The following is a 20,763-nucleotide window of genomic DNA, read 5'->3' as shown; positions in this document are numbered from 1 at the left end:
GTTTATCAGTTCCCCGGTTTTCCGTTGCCAACCCGCTATCGTTCTCTCCTATCACAGCAATCATTATCATCGCTACAAATGAACTTGATAATCATTCGCATTTTGATAGCATAAAACATAGCAAAGGCTATATTTCCAGAGGCAGAAAATGACCAACAGTCGCGTTGAGAATAGCAGCGGTCGCGCAGCGCGCAAGATTAAGCTCGCCCTGATGGGGCCGGCGTTCATTGCTGCCATTGGCTATATCGATCCGGGTAACTTCGCCACCAACATTCAGGCCGGCGCCAGCTTTGGCTACCAGCTGCTGTGGGTGGTGGTATGGGCTAACCTGATGGCGATGCTGATTCAGGTGATGTCGGCGAAGCTGGGCATCGCCACCGGTAAAAATCTGGCGGAGCAAATTCGCGACCACTACCCGCGTCCTGTGGTGTGGTTCTACTGGGTGCAGGCCGAAATTATCGCTATGGCGACCGATCTTGCCGAGTTTATTGGCGCGGCTATCGGATTTAAGCTGGTGCTCGGCGTGTCATTGCTTCAGGGCGCTGTATTGACCGGAATTGCGACCTTCCTGATTCTGATGCTGCAGCGTCGCGGTCAAAAGCCGCTGGAAAAAGTGATAGGCGGGCTGCTGCTGTTTGTCGCCGCAGCGTATGTCGTTGAGCTTATCTTCTCCCAGCCCGCGCTGGCACCCCTGGCGAAAGGGATGATCGTGCCTTCACTGCCGACCAGCGAAGCGGTGTTTCTTGCCGCCGGGGTATTGGGGGCGACCATCATGCCGCATGTTATCTACTTACACTCATCGCTCACTCAGCACCTGCACGGGGGGACGCGCAAAGAGCGCTATAACGCCACGCGCTGGGATGTCGCCATTGCCATGACCATCGCGGGTTTTGTTAACCTGGCCATGATGGCGACCGCCGCCGCCGCCTTCCACTTTAACGGCCACACCGGGATTGCCGACCTCGATCAGGCCTATCTGACGCTGGAGCCCTTACTGAGCCACGCGGCAGCTACCATCTTTGGTCTGAGCCTGATAGCGGCGGGTTTATCCTCCACGGTTGTGGGAACCCTGGCAGGGCAGGTGGTAATGCAGGGCTTTATCCGCTTTCATATCCCGCTGTGGTTTCGCCGGGCGATCACCATGCTGCCGTCGTTTATCGTCATTTTAATGGGGCTGGATCCCACGCGTATTCTGGTGATGAGCCAGGTATTGCTGAGCTTTGGTATCGCCCTCGCGCTGGTGCCGCTGCTGATATTCACCAGCGATTCCCGGTTAATGGGCGACCTGGTCAATTCCCGGTGGGTAAAACTGCTGGGGTGGGGGATAGTTGCGGTCGTTGTGCTGCTTAACGGCTGGCTGATTATTGGAACGATATTCAGTTAAGCGTGACGATGAAAAAGGGAGCCGAATGGCTCCCTTTTTCGATTAATGATGCCCGTGGCCATGTCCGCGTCCGCCGCCTGGCCCACGCCCCCAGCCGCCGCGTCGGTCATCGCGATCTTTCCAGCCTTCGCGATAGCCGCGTTCGTAGGCTTTACCTTTATCCCAGCCGCGATGCCAGCCGTTGTCGTGACGACGCCAGCGGTTATCGCGCCACTCATAGTGTCGACGCCAGTAATCACGGTCGCGCCAGCCGCCACCGTCCCAGTAGTTACCGTAATTGTCGCGATCGCCAATTTGTAATTTTATTGATGGCAACAGGGTGATTTCACCAGCGTTAGCGACCAATGGCGCTGAAGCCAGAAGCACTGCAGCCAAAATCAGTGACCTGAACATACTCTTCTCCTTCACGATCGGGGCCGTTGTCGGCCTGTTAACCTGATATTACGGGGCGGTAAAGCCCCGCCGCATCGGAGGAACTCCTAAATCGCAAGTGAGAGCACTTTTTGCTAAAGTAACAATGAATTTACACCGCAAGGATCGCGTCAATGGTGGCCCGTTCTTCGGCGCTGAAATGACGGTTTCCCAGCATGCCAACCGCATCGTCGAGCTGCGAAGTTTTACTGGCGCCAATCAGTACCGACGTCACTTTCTCATCGCGCAGTACCCAGGCCAGCGCCATCTGTGAGAGCTTTTGCCCGCGGGATTCGGCCAGCGTATTCAGCTGACTAATCTTTTCCAGCTTGCTTTCAGTAAGCTGCTCCGGTTGCAGGAACCGGCTGCCGCTGGCGGCGCGGGAATCCGCCGGGATACCGTGCAGGTAACGGTTGGTGAGCTGGCCGCCCGCAAGCGGTGAAAACGCTATACTTCCCACCCCCGCGCTCTGCAGGAAATCGAGTAATCCCTCCTCGACCCAGCGTTCAAACATCGAATATTTGGGCTGATGAATCAGACACGGCGTGCCGAGATCGTTAAGGATATTGACGGCTTCCCGGGCCTGTTCGAGCGGATAATTCGATAATCCGACGTAGAGCGCTTTCCCCTGGCGGACGATGTGGTCCAGCGCGCTCATGGTTTCCCGCAGCGGCGTTTCGGGATCGGGGCGGTGATGGTAGAAGATGTCGACATAGTCGAGACCCATTCGCTTAAGGCTCTGGTCGAGGCTGGCAATCAGGTACTTGCGCGATCCCCAGTCGCCATAGGGGCCGTCCCACATGGTGTAACCGGCTTTACTGGAGATAATCAGTTCATCGCGATAGGGCAAAAAATCCTCTTTCAGGATGCGGCCAAAATGACTCTCCGCCGAACCCGGCGGTGGCCCATAGTTGTTGGCTAAATCAAAATGAGTCATGCCGAGATCGAATGCGTGACGCAGAAGCTGGCGGCTGGTTTCCACCCGCGTTTCGTCGCCAAAATTGTGCCAAAGCCCAAGAGAAATCGCCGGTAGCTTTAGTCCGCTATGACCGCAGCGGCGGTACTCCATCGTTTGATATCGCGTGGCGTTTGCCTGGTAAACCATACTTCCTCCGCAGATAAAACAGGGTTGTGTATACGTTTACACTAAAGAATGTTTGCCGCGGAGTACACACCCTGAAGGCGTAAATTTTGCTTTCCACCGCCATTGTTGAGCGCAATCTGGACAGCGCACCTGCTTATTCAATACTCAACTTACCTGCACGAGAGGAGAGTAAGGATATGCAACCGACTTATACCATTGGCGATTATCTGCTGGATCGTCTCGTAGATTGCGGCATAGACCGCTTGTTTGGCGTACCGGGTGATTACAATTTACAGTTTCTCGACAGCGTTATCGCGCAGCAGAGCTTAGGGTGGGTAGGCTGTGCTAACGAGCTAAACGCCGCCTATGCTGCCGATGGCTATGCGCGCATTAAGGGCGCGGGCGCGCTGTTGACCACCTATGGCGTCGGTGAACTGAGCGCGCTCAACGGCGTTGCCGGGAGCTACGCTGAGCATGTACCGGTCCTGCATATCGTCGGCGCTCCCTGTACCGGCGCACAGCAGCGCGGCGAGCTGCTGCACCATACGCTTGGCGACGGTGATTTCAGCCACTTTTCGCGTATGAGTGAACATATTACCTGCTCTCAGGCGGTGCTGGCGGCGGGAAATGCCTGCCATGAAATAGACCGGGTACTGAATGAAATGCTGACCCAGCATCGCCCTGGTTATCTCATGCTGCCGGCTGATGTGGCCAAAGCAAAGGCCACCCCGCCAGCTCACCGCTTGCTTATTCACACGCTGCCCGCCGATGAGAATCAGCTGGCCGGGTTCCGCGAGCACGCCGAGCGGATGCTCAGAAGCAGCCGTCGCGTATCGCTGCTGGCGGATTTCCTCGCCCAGCGCTATGGACTACAAAACGCTCTGCGAGAGTGGGTGGCGAAGGTGCCGGTTGCTTACGCCACGATGCTGATGGGCAAAGGGCTTTTTGATGAGCAGCAGCCTGGGTTCGTCGGGACTTATAGCGGGATAGCCAGCGCAGAGGACACCCGCGATGCCATTGAAAGCGCGGATACCATTATCTGCGTCGGCACGCGTTTTACCGATACCATTACCGCCGGTTTCACCCAACACCTTCCGCAGGAAAAAACGATAGAAGTCCAGCCCTTCGCCGCTCGGGTTGGCGATCGCTGGTTTAGCCGGGTGCCGATGGAAAAGGCGCTCGATGTCTTGATCGAACTCTCTGCCAGCCTGGCGGCAGAATGGCATGCGCCAAATGTTCAGGCGCCGGGCGTCAGCGGCGCGCCAGAGGGGAGCCTGACGCAGAAAAACTTCTGGAGTACGGTGCAGAAACAGCTCCGCCCGGGAGATATTATCCTTGCCGATCAGGGGACGGCCGCTTTTGGCGCCGCCGCGCTTAAGCTGCCAGCTGACGCAACGCTGATTGTCCAGCCGCTATGGGGATCGATAGGCTTTACCCTTCCGGCAGCCTACGGGGCGCAAATCGCGGCAGTGGACAGAAGGGTGGTGCTGATTGTTGGCGATGGCGCTGCGCAGTTAACTATTCAGGAGCTGGGGTCGATGCTCAGAGACAAGCAGCGCCCGCTGATCCTGTTGCTCAATAACGAAGGCTATACGGTCGAACGCGCAATTCACGGCCCCGAGCAGCGCTATAACGATATTGCGCTCTGGGACTGGAATCGCCTGCCTGACGCTTTTGCGCCGGATGTCCCTTCCCGATGCTGGCGAGTGACGGGCACCCACGAACTGCAGGAAGCGATGAATAGCAGCGTCGCCTCAGACAGGCTGACGCTGGTGGAGGTGATGCTGCCAAAAATGGATATTCCCGACTTTCTGCGCACGGTCACTCAGGCGCTGGAAGAGAGAAACAGCCGGGTTTAATCTCCACGCTTCCTGGCAATCATCAAGGGTTTACCGGCCAGCAGCAGCCAGGCCGGAAGCATGACGATACACAGCAGCGGAAGCAGCGTGGAATCGGGCACCACGACCGCTGCCATAAACAGGCTCAACCAGCCATCACGCGTCACTACCAGCGTCAGTCCGAGGATGGCGCAGGAAACGGTGATGGCTGCCGGCACGGCATCCACGTGTGCGTGAAGCATCAGGCCTAGCGCGACGCCGACGAACACCGCCGGAAAAATTCGACCGCCGCGAAAACCACAGGCGGCCGCCAGCACCAGCGCCGCCAGCTTCACTAAAGCAATAAGCATGTAATCGCTGGCGGTTAACGTCTGGCTGAAGGCTAATTGCTGCATTTCATCCAGGCCTTTAAACAGCGTGATATGCCCGCCGACGACGCCCAGGATCCCCAATAAAAATCCGCCAATACCGAGGGTTAAGATCGGATTTTTCAGCCGCTGCATCAGCGCGTGCAGGCGCGGTAAGCACCAAACGCCAACCATGCCGACGGCAATAGCAATCAGCGTCACGATAGCGCCGCTAAAGATATCGACAAGCTGCCACCGCTCGTAGTGCGCAATAGGTAACGAAAAGTTGGGGTGGAAAAACAGCCCTGTGGTCAGAGAGCCCGCCGCCGCGGCAAGTAAGGGGGCGAAGAGTCGGTCCCAAAGCGGGACATCGTTACTGCTGTTCAGCGTTTGCGAAAAGATCAGCGCCGCGGCAACAGGTGTGCCAAATAGCGCCCCGATAGTGCCGGAGGACGCCAGGATCGTCCAGTCCAGCGCGCTGACTCGCGGGAAAAGGCGGGAGCCAAGCGCCACAGTGAGGGCGATATTAATCACCATGATAGGATGCTCCGGCCCGAGGCTAACGCCGCCCGCCAGGCCGACGATCAGCGCAGCGAGCAGGCCGGGCAGAGCGCCGGGACTCACCGGTGCGCCAATGAGTGACTCGGTGGCCGGATCGGGTCCGGCGTGACCAGGACTAAAACGCACGACCAGACCCACGGCGATGCCGGTGCCGGTGAGGATAGCTATCGTCCAGAAAGGGCCGCTGGCGTTCATGCCCAGCAATCCAGGCAGGCTACTCCAGAGAATATTCTGCAGCATGGCTGCCGTTTTCATCGCCACAATCAAGACCAGGCTGGCAGCAATACCAATCACGATTGCGGGTATCGATAACAACAGCATCGTTCTGGCGCGCGGGTGCAGCATGAAAATATCCTTCTGAAGGTTTCGACGCACTACTTTGCCCGGGGGCGTTAAGGTCATTGGCGCAAATGGTGCTGAAACGATAAAGTAAAGAGCTGGCCTGACGATCGGCCGCACAATAATTTCATAAATTACAGCCTAACTGTGACGTAGGTCGCTAAACAAAGGGCGCTTATGCGTTGGTCGTTGTTGTTAGGACGTCATGAATTTAGAGTGTGCCAAAGAATCATTTTGACTTTAGCGGAGCCGTAACGGAATGACAAAATTTGCTTTAGTAGGGGACGTTGGCGGAACGAATGCTCGTCTGGCGTTATGCGATCTGGCAAGCGGGGAGATCTCCCGTGCTAAGACCTATTCCGGGCTCGATTATCCCAGTCTTGAAGCCGTTGTTCAGGTCTATCTGGAAGAGCATAACGTCCAGGTAGAAGACGGCTGTATTGCCATCGCCTGTCCGATTACCGGCGACTGGGTGGCGATGACCAACCACACCTGGGCATTTTCTATCGCTGAGATGAAAAAGAACCTGGGTTTCTCGCATCTGGAAATCATTAACGATTTTACCGCAGTATCGATGGCGATCCCCATGCTAAAAGCTGAACATCTGATTCAGTTTGGCGGCGCGGAACCGGTGGAAGGGAAGCCGATTGCCGTCTACGGCGCCGGTACCGGGCTGGGCGTTGCTCATCTGGTACACGTTGATAAGCGCTGGGTGAGCCTGCCGGGTGAGGGCGGCCATGTGGATTTCGCCCCCAATAGCGAAGAGGAAGGCATTATTCTCGAAGAGCTGCGCAGCGAGCTGGGGCACGTCTCCGCTGAACGCGTCTTATCTGGACCGGGGTTGGTCAATCTTTACCATGCGATCGTGAAGTCTGACGGGCGTCTACCGGAAAATCTGCAGCCTAAAGATGTGACCGAACGCGCGCTGGCCGATACCTGCATCGATTGCCGCCGCGCGCTGTCGCTGTTTTGCGTCATTATGGGCCGATTTGGCGGTAACCTGGCGCTGACCCTCGGCACCTTTGGCGGCGTGTATATTGCTGGCGGTATCGTGCCGCGCTTCCTTGAATTCTTCAAAGCCTCCGGCTTTCGCGGCGGTTTTGAAGATAAAGGCCGATTTAAAGCCTTCGTCCAGGATATTCCGGTCTATCTGATTGTCCACGACAATCCGGGACTGCTGGGCTCCGGCGCGCACCTGCGTCAGACTCTGGGGCAGATTCTGTAAGCCCCGTCTCTTACCCGAATAAAATGATTATTCGGGTAAATCCTCTACAGATGCATGAGCTGGCGAAACTCTTTCACCTTGCTGCGGCTCACCGGTACCTGAAACTCAAGGTCGCGTAGCCGCAGAATATAGGTGTTGTTGAACCAGGGTTCGATTTCGCGAATTTTGCTCAGGTTGACGCAGTACGAGCGGTGACAGCGGAAAAAGTGCGCCGGCGGTAGCTTGTTGCAGAACTCCGTGATATTCATCGGCATCACGAAGGACTCCTTGCGGGTATAAACGAACGTCATCTTTTCATGCGCTTCCGCGTAGTAAATATCGTGGATGCTGGTGACGATAATCCGTTCATCTTTAACCAGATTAATCGTGTCGTTTTCCCTGGCTGGATTGGCCGCTGCCCCGCTACCGGCGCTGACCTGCTGCTGTTGCTGCCAGGCGCCGGTCAGCTTTTGCAGCATGTTGATAATGCGCGATTCCTGGTAGGGCTTGAGAATATAATCAAACGCCTCCAGCTCAAAGGCTTCCACCGCATGCTCTTTCCACGCGGTAATAAAAACGATAAAGGGCTTATGCGCGAACTGGCTGATGTTTTGCGCCAGCAGTACGCCATCCAGAGATGGAATATTGATATCGAGAAAAATGGCGTCGACTTTGTTGTGCTGTAAAAACTTCAGCACATCCAGACCGTCGTCAAAGGTGCCGACAATCTCCATTTCGCTATGGGTGTTAATCAACCAGGTGAGCTCTTGCTGCGCGAGGAACTCATCTTCCACAATGATGACCTTCATTTTATCTCCGCTCATGACAGCAGCGACTCCGTAGCCACCTGGGGCGCGTGTTGGGTTGGCACATAGAAGGCAATTTCGGTCCCCGGCGTCAGGCGTCGGATATGCAGTCCTTCCCCGTACAGTAGCTTGACCCGGTGATGAACATTGAGTAAACCGATTTTATTTCCCGGCATTTCGTCAGCCTCTACCCTCGCTACCACCGCAGGGTCGATACCGTTCCCCGTATCGCGAACGCTAATTCGTACCCGATTCCCGCACTCATTGATGCCAATGGTCACCACGCCTTTTCCTTTGCAGGGCTGAATCCCGTGGACGATAGCATTCTCCACCAGCGGCTGAATTAGCAGGCTGGGGATCATAAAGCTGACTTCATCATCAATATCATAAATCACCGTCAGCTTGTCGCCGAAGCGAGCCTGTTCAATCGCGATGTAATCCTTGATTTGATACAGCTCCCTTTTGATATCTATCTGTTCATCATCTTTTAATTCAATGTTGTAGCGTAAATAGCGCGACAAATTAAAAATTAACTGACGCGCGGTGTCCGGATTCATGCGAATCGACGATGAAATGGCGTTCAGCGCATTAAATAAGAAATGGGGATTGATTTTGCTTTGCAGCGCCCGCAGCTCGGCTTTATTGGCCATTTCACGCAGCTGTTCAGCGCGGGAAACCTCCAGCTGCGTAGAGATGATTTGCGACAGGCCTACCGCCATTTCCTGCAATGAAGAGGTGATGCGGTGCGCGTGGCAGTAATAGATTTTTAGCGTACCGGTGACGACGCCTTTTTCCCACAGCGGAATGACCAGCATAGAGTGTATTTCCGGCGTCCGATGAGCCTCATCATTGTTTTTAATAATTATTTTTCCATAGCGGATCGCCTGTTGCGTCGTTGGGCTGATAAAGTCATCGTTATCGCGGTAGTTGATTTCCCCGACGCCGACGTAGGCCATCACGTGTTGGGTATTGGTAATCGCGACGGCATCGGCACTGATATCGCGGCGGATAATGTCGCATACCTGACGCAGGGACTCGCTGTTGACGTGGCGAAATAGCGGAAGCGTTTTGTTGGCGATATCGAGCGCCAGTTTTGCCTGACGGGCGGCGCTGGCTTCCTTTTCCCCCTCAACGCTCTGCACCAGCAAAACGATAAAGCCGATACATACGCTGCCAAGGATCATCGGAATACCAATCTTAGACACGATGTCTATCCCCAGCGCGAATGAAGGCGCCCACACGATCACGAGAATCATGGTTAAGGTTTCGCATAGCATCCCGGCGAGGATCCCCGCTTTCCAGCGCTGGGCTTTCGGCACTTTACGACCAATAAAACCAGAGAGCAGACCGGCGACAATGCTGGTAATAAAGCAGGGGACGGCGGTGACGCCATCAATATCAATCAGGTAGCGATGTACGCCGGCGATCGCGCCGACAATAGCCCCAACCCACGGGCCGAACAGGATCCCGCCGGACATGACCGCGATAATACGCACGTTGACCAGCGATCCCTCGACCGGTACGCCTGACCAGGTGCTAAAGAGGGCAAAGAGAGAGAAGATCGCGGTAACGGCCAGCAATTCTTTAGGGGTGTGCGCGGATTTATGCAGAAGTTCACGAAACAGGCGCAGGCGAATGAGGAAAAAGAGACAAATCAGCATTAATGCCGCGCGGTCAAAAACCGCCAGCAGCATAGTAAATATTTCGTGCATGTGTGCGCCGTGTTAATCGCGAGAAAGCAACATGATAGAAAACCTCGCGGCAGAAGGCCAGCTGAAGGCATGAATAGGGAAAAGTCTTACAAATAAAAGGGGATTAATAACAAACACCCGCGATTCAATAGCGTCTACGGATGAGCAAGCATTTAAGTAAAATTAAAGATATCAGTATGTTAATTTTGATGGGGTAGGCGAGAAGGGGAAAGAACGTTGCTGCCGTATTTAGTCGGACTGATGCCCGTTTTTATCGCCAGAAATTATTTTTCTCTGCCCCTCTCGACAGCAGGAAAATTTTCGGGTTATTTTCTAAACGTGCTGCACAGGCAGCAGCGTCGCTCGGACGGTCCGGGCGCTAACGTTAATCCGAGGAATCTATGGCTGAATTCAGTCCTGAACGCCGTTTTACGCGTATCGATCGTCTCCCCCCTTACGTTTTTAATATCACTGCTGAACTAAAAATGGCTGCGCGACGCCGCGGCGAAGATATTATTGATTTCAGCATGGGTAACCCCGATGGCGCCACTCCGCCGCATATCGTTGAGAAACTCTGCACCGTTGCCCAGCGTCCCGATACCCACGGCTATTCTACTTCCCGCGGCATTCCGCGCCTGCGCCGGGCGATTTCTCGTTGGTATCAAGAGCGCTATAACGTTGAGATCGATCCGGAATCAGAAGCGATAGTCACCATTGGTTCAAAAGAGGGGCTGGCGCATCTGATGCTGGCGACGCTTGACCATGGCGATACCGTACTGGTGCCAAATCCCAGCTATCCCATCCATATTTACGGTGCGGTGATTGCCGGAGCCCAGGTACGTTCGGTACCTCTGGTCGAAGGCGTGGATTTCTTCAACGAGCTTGAGCGCGCGATTCGTGAGAGTTACCCGAAGCCGAAAATGATGATCCTCGGTTTCCCCTCCAACCCGACCGCACAGTGCGTCGAACTGGAGTTCTTCGAGAAAGTCGTGGCGCTGGCGAAGCGTTATGACGTGCTGGTGGTGCACGATCTGGCCTATGCCGATATTGTTTACGATGGCTGGAAAGCGCCCTCTATCATGCAGGTCCCCGGCGCGCGCGATGTCGCCGTCGAATTCTTTACGCTCTCTAAAAGCTATAATATGGCGGGCTGGCGTATCGGCTTTATGGTCGGTAACAAAACGTTGGTTAATGCGCTGGCGCGCATTAAAAGCTATCACGATTACGGCACTTTCACCCCTCTACAGGTTGCGGCGATTGCCGCGCTTGAAGGCGATCAGCAGTGCGTTCGCGACATTGCCGAGCAGTATAAACGTCGTCGCGATGTGCTGGTGAAAGGGTTGCATGAGGCCGGATGGATGGTGGAATGTCCGAAGGCGTCAATGTATGTCTGGGCGAAGATCCCAGAGCAGTATGCGGCGATGGGCTCACTGGAGTTTGCTAAAAAGCTGCTGCAGGATGCAAAAGTCTGCGTTTCTCCGGGCATTGGCTTTGGAGACTATGGCGATACCCATGTACGCTTCGCGTTAATTGAGAACCGCGATCGTATCCGCCAGGCGGTGCGCGGCATAAAATCGATGTTCCGTGCCGACGGGCTGCTTCCCGCGTCGGCTAAGTTAACCAGCGAAAGCCACGAATAAAAAAAGGAGCCGAGAGGCTCCTTTTTTTAACACCGTTAAAGCTAGATCATCAGGGCGAAAGTACCGGCCCAAACGATGACCATAAAAGAAATGCCCATTAAGAAATATTTCACGACTCATCACTCCGCGCTCTCGGCGAGACGCCTTAAATGAATTTGCTCTTCATTGCCTGCTCAGCTATCGCTCACGAAAACGACGCTTTTTCAGCGGGCGGTAGCTGTAAATTCTGAGCGTAAACGGCTCCAGATGGCGCTAATGTACGCCTAAAAAATGAGGGAAACAAGAGCCATTTTTTTATTAATTTTTAGTTACTTACGAGTGTCGTGATTCGGCGACACATTAATTTCATTCGGTATTAAATTTCATTCTGGCGACGGTCATTAACAACAGTTTTTGTACTGATATAGTTGTTTGATTTTGTGCTTTTTTCTGCCTGAATGCGGGAGGAGTTAACTATCCCGCATGAGGAGATGACGGGTTCAGCGAGCGGCTGAATCCTGATGTTGCCACTCTTGCGGGTAGCGTGCGGGAGCGAAACGCAGCGTTATGGCCATTAAGGCCAGGACGCAGGCGGCGTGAAGCATCCAGTCGAGCTGGTAATTGCCGCTTAAACTCCGCAGCAGTCCCGACAGCCAGGGGGAAAGCCCGGCGACAATAAAGCCCACTCCCTGCATAAACGCGACCAGTCGGCCCGCAATGGCGGGGTGCCTGGCGTGATCGAGCGCCAGGACCAGACACAGCGGAAATGCGCCGCCAAGCCCAATACCGCAGCAGATGGCCCAGACAAGCGGTACCTGCTGCGGTAGCCAGATAAAACCGCAGAAGCCGACAAGCTGTAAGGCCAATGCCAGCATCAGAAGCGTTCGTCGATCCTCATGTCTGGCCAGGATGGGCAGCAGGAGCGCTCCGCCGGTCTGGCCGATGGTCATTAACGCCAGCAGGGTACCGCTGAACTGCGCGCTGTAGCCCGACTGCATATAGTAAGGCGGCAGCCAGGCAATCAGGCTGGCATAGCCGCCATTGATCAAACCAAAATAGAGGCTAAGCGTCCACGCGCGACGATGGCGAAAAAGCGTGACCCGGGTTGTTGATGGCGTCCGGGCGGGTAACGTTCGGCTTAGCGGCCACCAGCAGAGGAGCGCGGCGGCGGCGGGTAACGCCCACCACGCAAGCGCGTGATACCAGATAGCGCTATGCTGCGCCAGCCACGGCGTGAATGCGGCGCCCAGGCCGCCGCCGCCCATCAGCGCCGCGGACCAGAGCCCCATCACCTGCGGCGTCCGACGATGAAAAAGACGCTTTATCACCGCGGGAATGAGCGCCTGAATAATACCAATGCCGATTCCGCCAAGGAGCGCGCTGCTGAGTAATAGCGCGCTCTGCGGCGCCAGTTCGCGAAGTAAAGCCCCGGCGACGATCGTTAACAGGCTGAGGGAGATACTTTGGCGCTCGCTGAAATGACGGTTAATCCAGCCGCCGGCTAGCGCCAGCAGACCCATAGCGATCACCGGTAGCGCGGTGAGCAGAGAGGCAAGCGTGAAGCTCATGCCGCTTGCCTGCTGGATCTGCGGAAGGAGGGGGCCAACAGAGGTCAACAGCGGACGCATATTGATACCGATAAGCACCAGCACCAGCAGCATCGTGCCATTACGTTGCGTCAGGTTCATCGTTGAGTGGCCGGCGTTTGTTTCGCAGTGGGGAAGGTATTAAGGCAGTTCATGCCGATCTCCTGTGGCGTTTGGTAAAGAATCGCGAGCAGAGTACGTAACTTATTTCATAAGTTAAAATACTTAATTATGATTGAGTTCATTTGAATTTCTTATGGATGAATTCATGCTGCCGCGACACCTCAACTACTTCATTGCCGTTGCTGAACACGGCGGCTTTACGCGAGCGGCAGCCATCCTGCATGTTTCACAGCCGGCTTTGTCGCAGCAGATTCGACAGCTGGAAGAGACGCTGGGAGTACGGCTTTTTGATCGCAGCGGGCGCAACACTTGCCTGACGGACGCCGGCAAGGTCTGGTTAATTTATGCGCGCCGGGCTTTACGGGAACTGGCCGAGGGGCAGCGCGCACTTCATGACGTTGAAGATTTGCAGCGCGGTACCCTACGTGTAGCGATGATGCCAACCTTTACCCATTATTTTATGGGGCCGCTGGTGGCTTCGTTTTATCAACGTTACCCGAATATAACGCTGGATATACAAGAGCTGGCGCAGAATCGAATGGAGACTCTGCTGCTCAATGATGAGCTGGATATCGGGATCGCTTTCGACGGTAGCGATTCACGGGATATTGTGTCTCAGCCGCTGCTCTCTGAAACCCTGGCGCTGGTGGTTGGCCGCTCTCATCCTCTGGCGGCGACCCGCCGTGTGGCGCTGACGGCGCTCAATCAGGCGTCACTGATTCTGCTAAGCAGCGCTTTTGCTACTCGCGAGCAAATCGATCGCGACTGCCGACAGCGCGGTATTCAACCGAAAGTGCAGATGGAGGCCAACTCGATTAGCGCAGTGCTGACCGTGGTTGAACGCACGTCGTTGGCAACCTTGCTTCCTGCTGCCATTGTTCAGGGGCGTGACGATTTAACCGCGATCGAACTCGCGCCATCATTACTGGAAAGAACCGCGTGTTTGATACAGCGAAAGGGGGCCTGGCAAAGCGCCGCGACCCGAGAGTTTATACTAATGGCACATCAGGCTGCGTCAATATTGAGCGCAGGACAGGGATTTAACGAATCGACTGAGAGAGATTTAACGTTACGTTGATTCGCTGTATATAAAGTATTTCATATACATCAGGAGCGTTTATAGAGAACGATTTTATTATGAAGCCAGATTCATCTCTGAATTCATATTAAAATGCATTTCACATTTGCTACTGCATTGCGCGCCCTGTACCTATGGCGTTGTAATGATTCATTCTGATTTAATTAAATTAAAGAAGTATTATTCGAACGTATATTCTGACGCCGGAAGATTAATGCTGCCGTAGCTGGAAACCACGCCTTCAGACCTGAGTTTATCCATAGCTCTATTAAATATTTTACTTTTTTTGTTTTCAGTCGCGTTAAGCATGTTATCGCCAAAATGGGGATTGGATTGAATGATGTGATTGATAAATTCAATGAGCAACTTATTTTGCATAATCGTTGAGGGCGTCGCTATATCTTGCTCCTCAGATAAATGTAAGGTTTTTTCAGAAAGTTCGAGAGGGCGACTGCTGATGGTATGTTCATAAATTTTCTCAATCGCCTGACTCGTGATGTAAAGCTTACTCAGCGTGATGGTTGGCCTCTCATCCTCGTCGGGTATGAAGTGGCAGAAGAGGACATTGGTGGCCGGTGATATGATGCTTATCCTCTGCTCAGTAATAATGTCTTCAGGTGTTTCTAAGATCTCCATCAAATTTCTCGTGTGGCAGTACCATAAGCCAGAGACGGAAACCCGGAGTTTTAGCTGGGTAACAGGTATACCATATTGGGCTTCCTGATTTGCTTCACTATCATTAAATTTAAAAATTTTGTTAATTTTTGAATGCCGTGACCACGATCTTTCGCTTATGCTCAACTCATCAATATTGGGGGCGTTAAGAAAATAGAGATTATTACTGCTCTGGTCATGTTGAAACGCACCTTTTAATGTTCCGTTAGTTTTACCTACTTTTATGCACAGGCTTATCGCGCCAATATCATGCCAATGAAGCAGATCTTCTATTTCACAATTCAATAGTTTTTTAGCGCGAGATATTGAACAGTATTCCAGGGGGGGAAGATTGTTTAGTTTCCATATGTTTCTTTCTTTTCTTTCCATGGTCTATATCATCTTATGAAAAATAGGGGGTTATGGTTTTCTTAAATTGACCTCTATCGACGTTGCGACGATTTCGATTCATACAAAATATTTATCAAAACAGATATTCTATATCAATTGTTGATAGCGGAGTGCTATGTTGAATCCGGTCAGGATATTATCTCTCCTGTATGCTATCAGCTTTCCTGTAATAATTAAATGTATCGCTGCTAAAAAATTAGCATGCTCATTCATCTTGCTGCGGATTGATTGTTTTTGATTATTTTATTGATGAATTAAATTCGCGGTGATTATGTGAATTACTAATAATTCAGGAGGCGGGTAGTGAATTAATAAGCGGGTGATTTATCGAACGCGAAACCTGCTCGAAAAACGTCTGTTAGCCGATGTGAATGGCGATCGGACAGACGAGGGAGCGCCGCCATGGGTCAGGCCTGTATCGTGTAACTGCTTGTTTTGATGCGGGCTCGTGCGAAAAGAATCCTGCTATATCTGCCATAAGCAAAACAGAATCTGCCCTGCGGGAGTCACGCTGGCGTACGGTGGGGAGCATATTTTGAAAGTAGGGTGGGGTTATACCCCGCCCTACTGTTGTTACTTTTTCACTGCGTTTTTGGCCGCAGTTTTTGCGTTGTCGCAGGCTGCCTGGTTTTTAGCACAGGCGTCTTTGGCTGCTTTTGCTTCTTTCTGCGCATCCGCTTTCGCCGTGGACTTGGCCTGGGCGCACTGCGTCGCGTTATTCTGGCAGGCTGACTTAGCCTTTGAAACGACCTGACCATTTGCCGCGCTGGCAGCGCCACAAGCCATAAGCGCACAGATACCCAGTGCCATTGCGAGTTTTTTCATCATATCTATCCGTATAACCAATTTAGGTAAGGCAACAGGCTGTCCGCAAGTCCCGTACAGAACCCGATTCTTGTCGCAGACATCCTGCCGCAATATGAAGCGGATGGCTGAGAAGATAGCCTTTCATCCGCCATAAACCGCCGGACGCGCTGCTTTTAAGCAACGCTGATACTGAAAGAACAGCAGTTCAGCGCATCCGGCAGCGGCAAGAATACGTGACGGCAGGGATTTATCTACCGGCATTGTTTTGCGAATCGTAACGCAAGGAAACAATCAACAATGATAACTACTGTGAATGATAGGGTTTAATTTATTACATTGATTTTAAATGAATTTATATTTATTGATGGGAAGTCAGGCCAGGCAAAAATATGAAAATCGCTGCGCGAGAAAAATATTCCCCCTCGCTGGCAAGCAATGCCGTGACCCGCTCTGATGCAATTCTGACCAATAATTCAGCCAGGCTGTAGGGCGCATCAGCGTCGGGGAAAAAGATATTGCGGAAGGCGCGCGGTTCACCCAATGGGAGCCTTAAGGTGGATTAACTATAATTATCGACAGCACGGATAGTTCAGAGCGTCAGTGTGTCAAAAGCTTACGCTGGGCTCCGTAGCGAGGGGCACTCGTTATAAACGGGTAGCACAAATGGCGGGAGTGCGGAAATGGAGCGCATATGAAGATAAGAGAAGTACTGATGACTATTGCTGTGCTGTATCCGGTAGCGGGGTACTCCGCGAGTTTTGATTGTCAGAAAGCGACGCAGGCGGATGAAAAGGCTATCTGCGCTAACCGGAGCCTGAACGATATGGACGTGGCGATGGCGACGAAGTATGAGTTTCTGCGGGGGCTTTTTCCAATGGGGACGCGTGGCGAGATGATGGACGTACAAAAAACATGGCTCCATAGCCGGCAGAAATGCGGCAGCGACAGCCGCTGTTTGACGAAATCATATGAAGACCGGCTACAGCAACTTGATGAGATCTATGCAGGGATCGATAAACCTCTGTGATTCATCTGCTTCGGGGCTGGCGTTGTTCTGCGGTGGTGATGATTAAACGAATGCTGTGAACGGAGGTGAATAATTCAAAAGTGTCCCCTGCAGGAATCGAACCTGCAACTAGCCCTTAGGAGGGGCTCGTTATATCCATTTAACTAAGGGGACGAAGCGCCGGGATTATAGCGTTATTTTCGGCGCTCGTTAAGCTTGTACGGGCCAACTGCTTAATCTATAGCCATTTAGCGCTTTTTTGCCTCCTCGGCTGCACGAGCTTTCTTCTCATGACTCATGTCATTGCGAATCTGGGCATGGCTTAGTAAAGCGAAAATAAAGGTCCCGCCGCATATGTTGCCGGCAAGCGTTGGCAGAGCAAAAGGCCAGATAAATTCCTGCCACGGTAGCGTCCCGTTAAATACCAGGTAGAAAATCTCGACGCTGCCAACCACAATATGCGTGGTGTCCGCGAGGGCGATAAGCCAGGTCATCAGAATGATGACGACAATCTTTGCAGAACCTGCGGCAGGAAACATCCACACCATGGTGGCGACCAGCCAACCGGAGATAATTGCATTGGCAAACATCTCCAGCGGCGGGTTTTGCATCACCTTCAGGCTAATTTTAAGAAAGGCTTCGCGAGTGGGCTCATCGAACACAGGCATAACATCGAACGCCCAGGCCGCGATAGCGGTCCCGATTAAGTTACCTGCCAGCACAATCCCCCATAAACGTAACAGCAGGCCGATGTTGCCTGGCGTGGGTTTATGCATAATAGGCAGGACGGCGGTGACGGTGTTCTCGGTAAACAGCTGTTGGCGAGCGAGAATGACGATCACAAAACCAAAGGTATAACCAAGATTTTCCAGCAAGAAGCCGCCGGGAAGTTCGTTCAGATGGACATGGAAGATACCTTTGGCGACCAGCGAGGCCCCCATTGAAAGCCCGGCGGCAATCGCTGACCATAATAGCGCCATGGCATCGCGTTCGAGCTCTTTCTCGCCCTCCTGGCGAATCACTTCATGAGTGGCCATCGCCTGTGAAGGCAGGCGTTCTTCATCAACCTCAATTTCTTCACCATTCTGCTTTTCTTCACTCTCTACTTCAACATCCTCATTATCATGGTGAGTTTGCGGTTTCATAACTTTTCCTCAACGGCGGGTCTTTATTATAATCCTAGAGCGGTTTCGGCTGTTCGGGTCGGATAAGCTCCTAAATTCTTCACAATGACAAGATTAGCAATACGGAAATTGCAAAATGTGTATAGAATCGGGACACCAACAATGATGCTAAAAAAGGCTATGCTGAAAGCAGGCACATGCTTACGGGCGATATCTTTATGGAGGCTGCTGTCCCCCGATAACCCCCAGCGATAGCTTAAATTAACAGGGAGACACCTATGAATTTTCGCCTGTCGGCGCTTGCGCTTGGCGCCACATTGCTGGTGGGATGCGCCAGTTCTAGTTCTGGCGATCGGCCGCAGGGGCGTTCAGATCCGCTTGAAGGCTTTAACCGTACCATGTTCAACTTCAACTTCAACGTTGTCGATCCCTATGTCCTTCGCCCCGTCGCGGTGGCGTGGCGTGATTACGTTCCGCAGCCGGCGCGTAACGGGCTGAGTAATTTTACCAGCAACCTCGAAGAGCCGGCGGTAATGGTGAACTCCTTCCTGAAAGGCGATCCCTATAAAGGAATGGTGCATTTTACGCGTTTCTTCCTGAACACCATCCTTGGTATGGGTGGCCTGGTTGATGTGGCCGGGATGGCGAATCCGAAACTACAGCGCGTTGAGCCTGCCCGCTTCGGTAGCACGCTGGGTCACTATGGCGTCGGCTATGGTCCATATGTGCAACTGCCTTTCTACGGCAGCTTCACCCTGCGTGATGAGGGTGGCGATATGGCTGATGACCTGTATCCGGTTCTTTCCTGGCTGACATGGCCGATGTCTATCGGCAAATGGATGGTTGAGGGCGTTGAAACGCGCGCGCAGCTGCTGGATTCAGACGGCTTGCTCCGTCAGTCCTCCGATCCGTATATTTTAATGCGTGAAGCCTACTTCCAGCGTCACGACTTTATCGCCAACGGCGGTAAACTTTCCCCGAATGAAAACCCGAACGCGCAGGCGATTGAGGGCGATCTCAAAGATATCGATTCACAGTAACCGACGGGTAGAAAGTAAAAAGGGTGAACATGATGTTCACCCTTTTTTGTGGCTTCACATTATCAGAAACGGTAGTTGAAGTTCGCGCCGTACAGCCAGGCTTTACCTTCTGATTTAAATGTATACGGCCCTTCTGTAAATTCAACGTGCTGACCGTGCATATAAGACACACCGACGTCGACTGAGGCATCTTTATTAAAGGCGTAAGTCGTCCCGGCGCTGAGCCACAGGCGATCCTGGTCCGGAATAGAGATAGAGCGATTGGAAGCCGGGACCGGGCTATCATCAAAGGCGATACCGGTACGGAAGGTCCAGTTATCGTCGTGGTAATAGGTCGTACCCAGCGCGATGCGGTAGGAATCTTTAAAACCTTCGTCCTTGTAGAACAGCGTTTCACCACCGCTGGTTTTGGTCGCTTTCAGCTCCTGGAACTGGCTCCAGCTGGTGTATGCCAGGCTGTAGTGAACGGCCCATTTTGGCGCCACGCGGTTATAACCTGATACTTCCCACATTTCTGGCAGATTCAACGTCAGAGAACCGCCAATCGTGGAGCCGCCGGTGCCGTACGGCAGGCCCAGTCCCAGAGCGGAGTTGATGGGGTTAAGGGACGACGGCAGGCTGCTCTTGTAATCCCCGTCAAAATCAACTTTGACTTCAGAGCGGTAGGTTAAGCCATAGCGGTTGTTTTTATCGACTTCATATAAAATACCGGCATTCCAGCCAAAGCCCCATTCATCACCCTTCAGACGAGCAATTTGGGTGTCGCGGCTGATACCGCCGGCCTGTTGACCGATGGCCGCAGCCTGAGCCGGGGAGAGTTTGCCGGCTTTCACCATTCCCGGTAGCTGTGCGCCGATAATTTCCGGTAAATCACCCGCATAGCGCTCTAATTTTGCTCGAGCGTACACGGCGTCAAAGCCCAGACCAAAACTCCAGTGGTCGTTGAGACGATAAGCGCCGCTCAGGTTCAGGTTAAGCGTTTCGAGATCGGTGGTACCGCCCATCGAGCCCGCGGCAAAATCGTTGTTGAACTCGGTGGCTAAACCATAGTTAGAGGTCAGGGAAGCTCCCCAACCGAACTGGTCGTTAATCGGCGCCACGAAGTGCAGATTCGGCACCCATGCGGTAGGCGCAATATTGTCCTGGCTGGCGTCATTACCGATAACTGAACTACCGGTGACGTTGACATCAGGATCGACGAAAATAGCGCCGCCGGAGAAGGTTGGACGGTCGAACATCATGATTAACGCCGGGTTACGACTGGCGTTTCCCGCATCATCAGCAATAGCGCCTTCACCTGAATAGGCGCGACCAAGGCCCGATGAAGAGAATTCGTTTAGCTGAAAGCCTGCTGACCAGGCCTGGGTTGAAACGAGTGCTACAGCCACTGCAAGGGCAGATTGGGTAAGGCGGGTTTTCTGGCTCATGCCCATAACCTCATAGAGTTATTTTTATTTAAACAATGTTACATGCTGTAACAGGAGCGCGAAGTGTAGGGTCTGCTTTACGACAGAGAAATCAGACCAGTGCGCTGAGTATAGGTCTGACCAGATGATATGTTGCAAGTTTGTTTATAAGTTTTTTCAATTGTGATCTAAGAAACGCGATCCAGTTGGCAAATTTGCCCGGGTACCTGTTACCCAAAGTAGG

At 53.1% G+C, this 20,763-nt stretch carries 18 protein-coding genes and 1 tRNA gene; 7 read left to right on the top strand and 12 right to left on the bottom strand.

The window, feature by feature from the left end; translation table 11 throughout:
• Window positions 1–148: 148 nt before the first annotated feature.
• Window positions 149–1,384, top strand: coding sequence for an Nramp family divalent metal transporter (locus ABLU96_RS24625; protein WP_025106644.1), 1,236 nt, complete (start codon window positions 149–151; stop codon window positions 1,382–1,384).
• Window positions 1,385–1,426: 42 nt separating this feature from the next.
• Here ABLU96_RS24625 and ABLU96_RS24620 read toward each other — a convergent pair whose 3' ends face one another.
• Window positions 1,427–1,777 carry a DUF2502 domain-containing protein gene (locus tag ABLU96_RS24620; RefSeq protein WP_014230302.1) on the bottom strand — a complete coding sequence of 117 codons (351 nt, stop codon included), beginning with the start codon at window positions 1,775–1,777 and terminating at the stop codon, window positions 1,427–1,429.
• A 130-nt stretch (window positions 1,778–1,907) separates the two neighbouring features.
• Window positions 1,908–2,900, bottom strand: coding sequence for an L-glyceraldehyde 3-phosphate reductase (mgrA, locus tag ABLU96_RS24615; RefSeq protein ID WP_064358870.1), 993 nt, complete (start codon window positions 2,898–2,900; stop codon window positions 1,908–1,910).
• Window positions 2,901–3,076: 176 nt separating this feature from the next.
• On the opposite strand from mgrA, the gene ABLU96_RS24610 reads away from it, so the two are divergent.
• Complete coding sequence (locus ABLU96_RS24610; protein ID WP_064404407.1) at window positions 3,077–4,738, top strand: thiamine pyrophosphate-binding protein; 1,662 nt, start codon at window positions 3,077–3,079, stop codon at window positions 4,736–4,738.
• Here ABLU96_RS24610 and ABLU96_RS24605 read toward each other — a convergent pair.
• On the bottom strand, window positions 4,735–5,970 hold the full coding sequence (locus ABLU96_RS24605; protein WP_014230299.1) for an ion channel protein: 1,236 nt from the start codon (window positions 5,968–5,970) through the stop codon (window positions 4,735–4,737). The two genes, ABLU96_RS24610 and ABLU96_RS24605, sit on opposite strands and share 4 nt — an antisense overlap.
• Before the next feature lie 253 nt (window positions 5,971–6,223).
• On the opposite strand from ABLU96_RS24605, the gene glk reads away from it, so the two are divergent.
• Complete coding sequence (gene glk / locus ABLU96_RS24600) at window positions 6,224–7,189, top strand: glucokinase (protein ID WP_004852938.1); 966 nt, start codon at window positions 6,224–6,226, stop codon at window positions 7,187–7,189.
• A 44-nt stretch (window positions 7,190–7,233) separates the two neighbouring features.
• On the opposite strand, the gene ABLU96_RS24595 is transcribed toward glk, so the two are convergent.
• Together ABLU96_RS24595 and ABLU96_RS24590 are read right to left on the bottom strand one after the other, a co-directional pair.
• On the bottom strand, window positions 7,234–7,977 hold the full coding sequence (locus ABLU96_RS24595) for a LytTR family DNA-binding domain-containing protein (protein ID WP_032694853.1): 744 nt from the start codon (window positions 7,975–7,977) through the stop codon (window positions 7,234–7,236).
• Window positions 7,978–7,988: 11 nt separating this feature from the next.
• Window positions 7,989–9,668, bottom strand: coding sequence for a sensor histidine kinase (locus tag ABLU96_RS24590; protein WP_161506375.1), 1,680 nt, complete (start codon window positions 9,666–9,668; stop codon window positions 7,989–7,991).
• A gap of 398 nt (window positions 9,669–10,066) precedes the next feature.
• Here ABLU96_RS24590 and alaC point away from each other — a divergent pair, with 398 nt between their 5' ends.
• Window positions 10,067–11,305: an alanine transaminase gene (alaC, locus tag ABLU96_RS24585; RefSeq protein WP_009654875.1), complete on the top strand. Its 1,239-nt coding sequence runs from the start codon at window positions 10,067–10,069 to the stop codon at window positions 11,303–11,305.
• 41 nt (window positions 11,306–11,346) lie between these two features.
• Here the strand turns inward: alaC and ypdK are convergent, their stop codons facing one another.
• The gene (gene ypdK, locus ABLU96_RS24580; protein WP_077777854.1) at window positions 11,347–11,418 is read right to left on the bottom strand and encodes a membrane protein YpdK; all 72 of its coding nucleotides are present in this window, start codon (window positions 11,416–11,418) and stop codon (window positions 11,347–11,349) included.
• A 366-nt stretch (window positions 11,419–11,784) separates the two neighbouring features.
• On the bottom strand, window positions 11,785–12,972 hold the full coding sequence (locus ABLU96_RS24575; protein ID WP_032750832.1) for a cyanate transporter: 1,188 nt from the start codon (window positions 12,970–12,972) through the stop codon (window positions 11,785–11,787).
• Between the two features lie 166 nt (window positions 12,973–13,138).
• Between ABLU96_RS24575 and cynR the strand changes: the two genes are divergently transcribed.
• Window positions 13,139–14,071 (top strand): transcriptional regulator CynR, encoded by a 933-nt coding sequence (cynR, locus tag ABLU96_RS24570; protein WP_025106649.1) that lies wholly within the window; start codon window positions 13,139–13,141, stop codon window positions 14,069–14,071.
• Window positions 14,072–14,251: 180 nt separating this feature from the next.
• On the opposite strand, the gene ABLU96_RS24565 is transcribed toward cynR, so the two are convergent.
• Window positions 14,252–15,115, bottom strand: a complete 864-nt coding sequence (locus tag ABLU96_RS24565) for a hypothetical protein (RefSeq protein ID WP_025106650.1) — start codon at window positions 15,113–15,115, stop codon at window positions 14,252–14,254.
• A 594-nt stretch (window positions 15,116–15,709) separates the two neighbouring features.
• A complete protein-coding gene (locus ABLU96_RS24560) occupies window positions 15,710–15,964 on the bottom strand; it encodes a hypothetical protein (protein WP_004852922.1) in 255 nt (84 codons plus the stop codon).
• A 670-nt stretch (window positions 15,965–16,634) separates the two neighbouring features.
• Between ABLU96_RS24560 and ABLU96_RS24555 the strand changes: the two genes are divergently transcribed.
• The gene (locus ABLU96_RS24555) at window positions 16,635–16,970 is read left to right on the top strand and encodes a lysozyme inhibitor LprI family protein (RefSeq protein ID WP_064404412.1); all 336 of its coding nucleotides are present in this window, start codon (window positions 16,635–16,637) and stop codon (window positions 16,968–16,970) included.
• An 81-nt stretch (window positions 16,971–17,051) separates the two neighbouring features.
• Here the strand turns inward: ABLU96_RS24555 and ABLU96_RS24550 are convergent.
• Both ABLU96_RS24550 and ABLU96_RS24545 read right to left on the bottom strand, forming a co-directional pair.
• Window positions 17,052–17,123: transfer RNA gene (locus ABLU96_RS24550), tRNA-Arg, on the bottom strand.
• A gap of 74 nt (window positions 17,124–17,197) precedes the next feature.
• Window positions 17,198–18,094 carry a formate/nitrite transporter family protein gene (locus ABLU96_RS24545; RefSeq protein ID WP_032694845.1) on the bottom strand — a complete coding sequence of 299 codons (897 nt, stop codon included), beginning with the start codon at window positions 18,092–18,094 and terminating at the stop codon, window positions 17,198–17,200.
• 257 nt (window positions 18,095–18,351) lie between these two features.
• Here ABLU96_RS24545 and mlaA point away from each other — a divergent pair, with 257 nt between their 5' ends.
• Window positions 18,352–19,113, top strand: coding sequence for a phospholipid-binding lipoprotein MlaA (gene mlaA, locus ABLU96_RS24540; protein ID WP_014230289.1), 762 nt, complete (start codon window positions 18,352–18,354; stop codon window positions 19,111–19,113).
• Window positions 19,114–19,175: 62 nt separating this feature from the next.
• Here the strand turns inward: mlaA and fadL are convergent, their stop codons facing one another.
• Window positions 19,176–20,540, bottom strand: a complete 1,365-nt coding sequence (gene fadL / locus ABLU96_RS24535; protein WP_014839142.1) for a long-chain fatty acid transporter FadL — start codon at window positions 20,538–20,540, stop codon at window positions 19,176–19,178.
• Window positions 20,541–20,763: the final 223 nt, after the last annotated feature.

The sequence above is a fragment of the Klebsiella sp. CN_Kp106 genome (assembly GCF_040064575.1).
GTDB classification, from domain to species: domain Bacteria; phylum Pseudomonadota; class Gammaproteobacteria; order Enterobacterales; family Enterobacteriaceae; genus Klebsiella; species Klebsiella michiganensis.
Note: the sequence above shows the minus strand (reverse complement) of the source record. Positions and strands in the feature narration are given on the sequence as shown.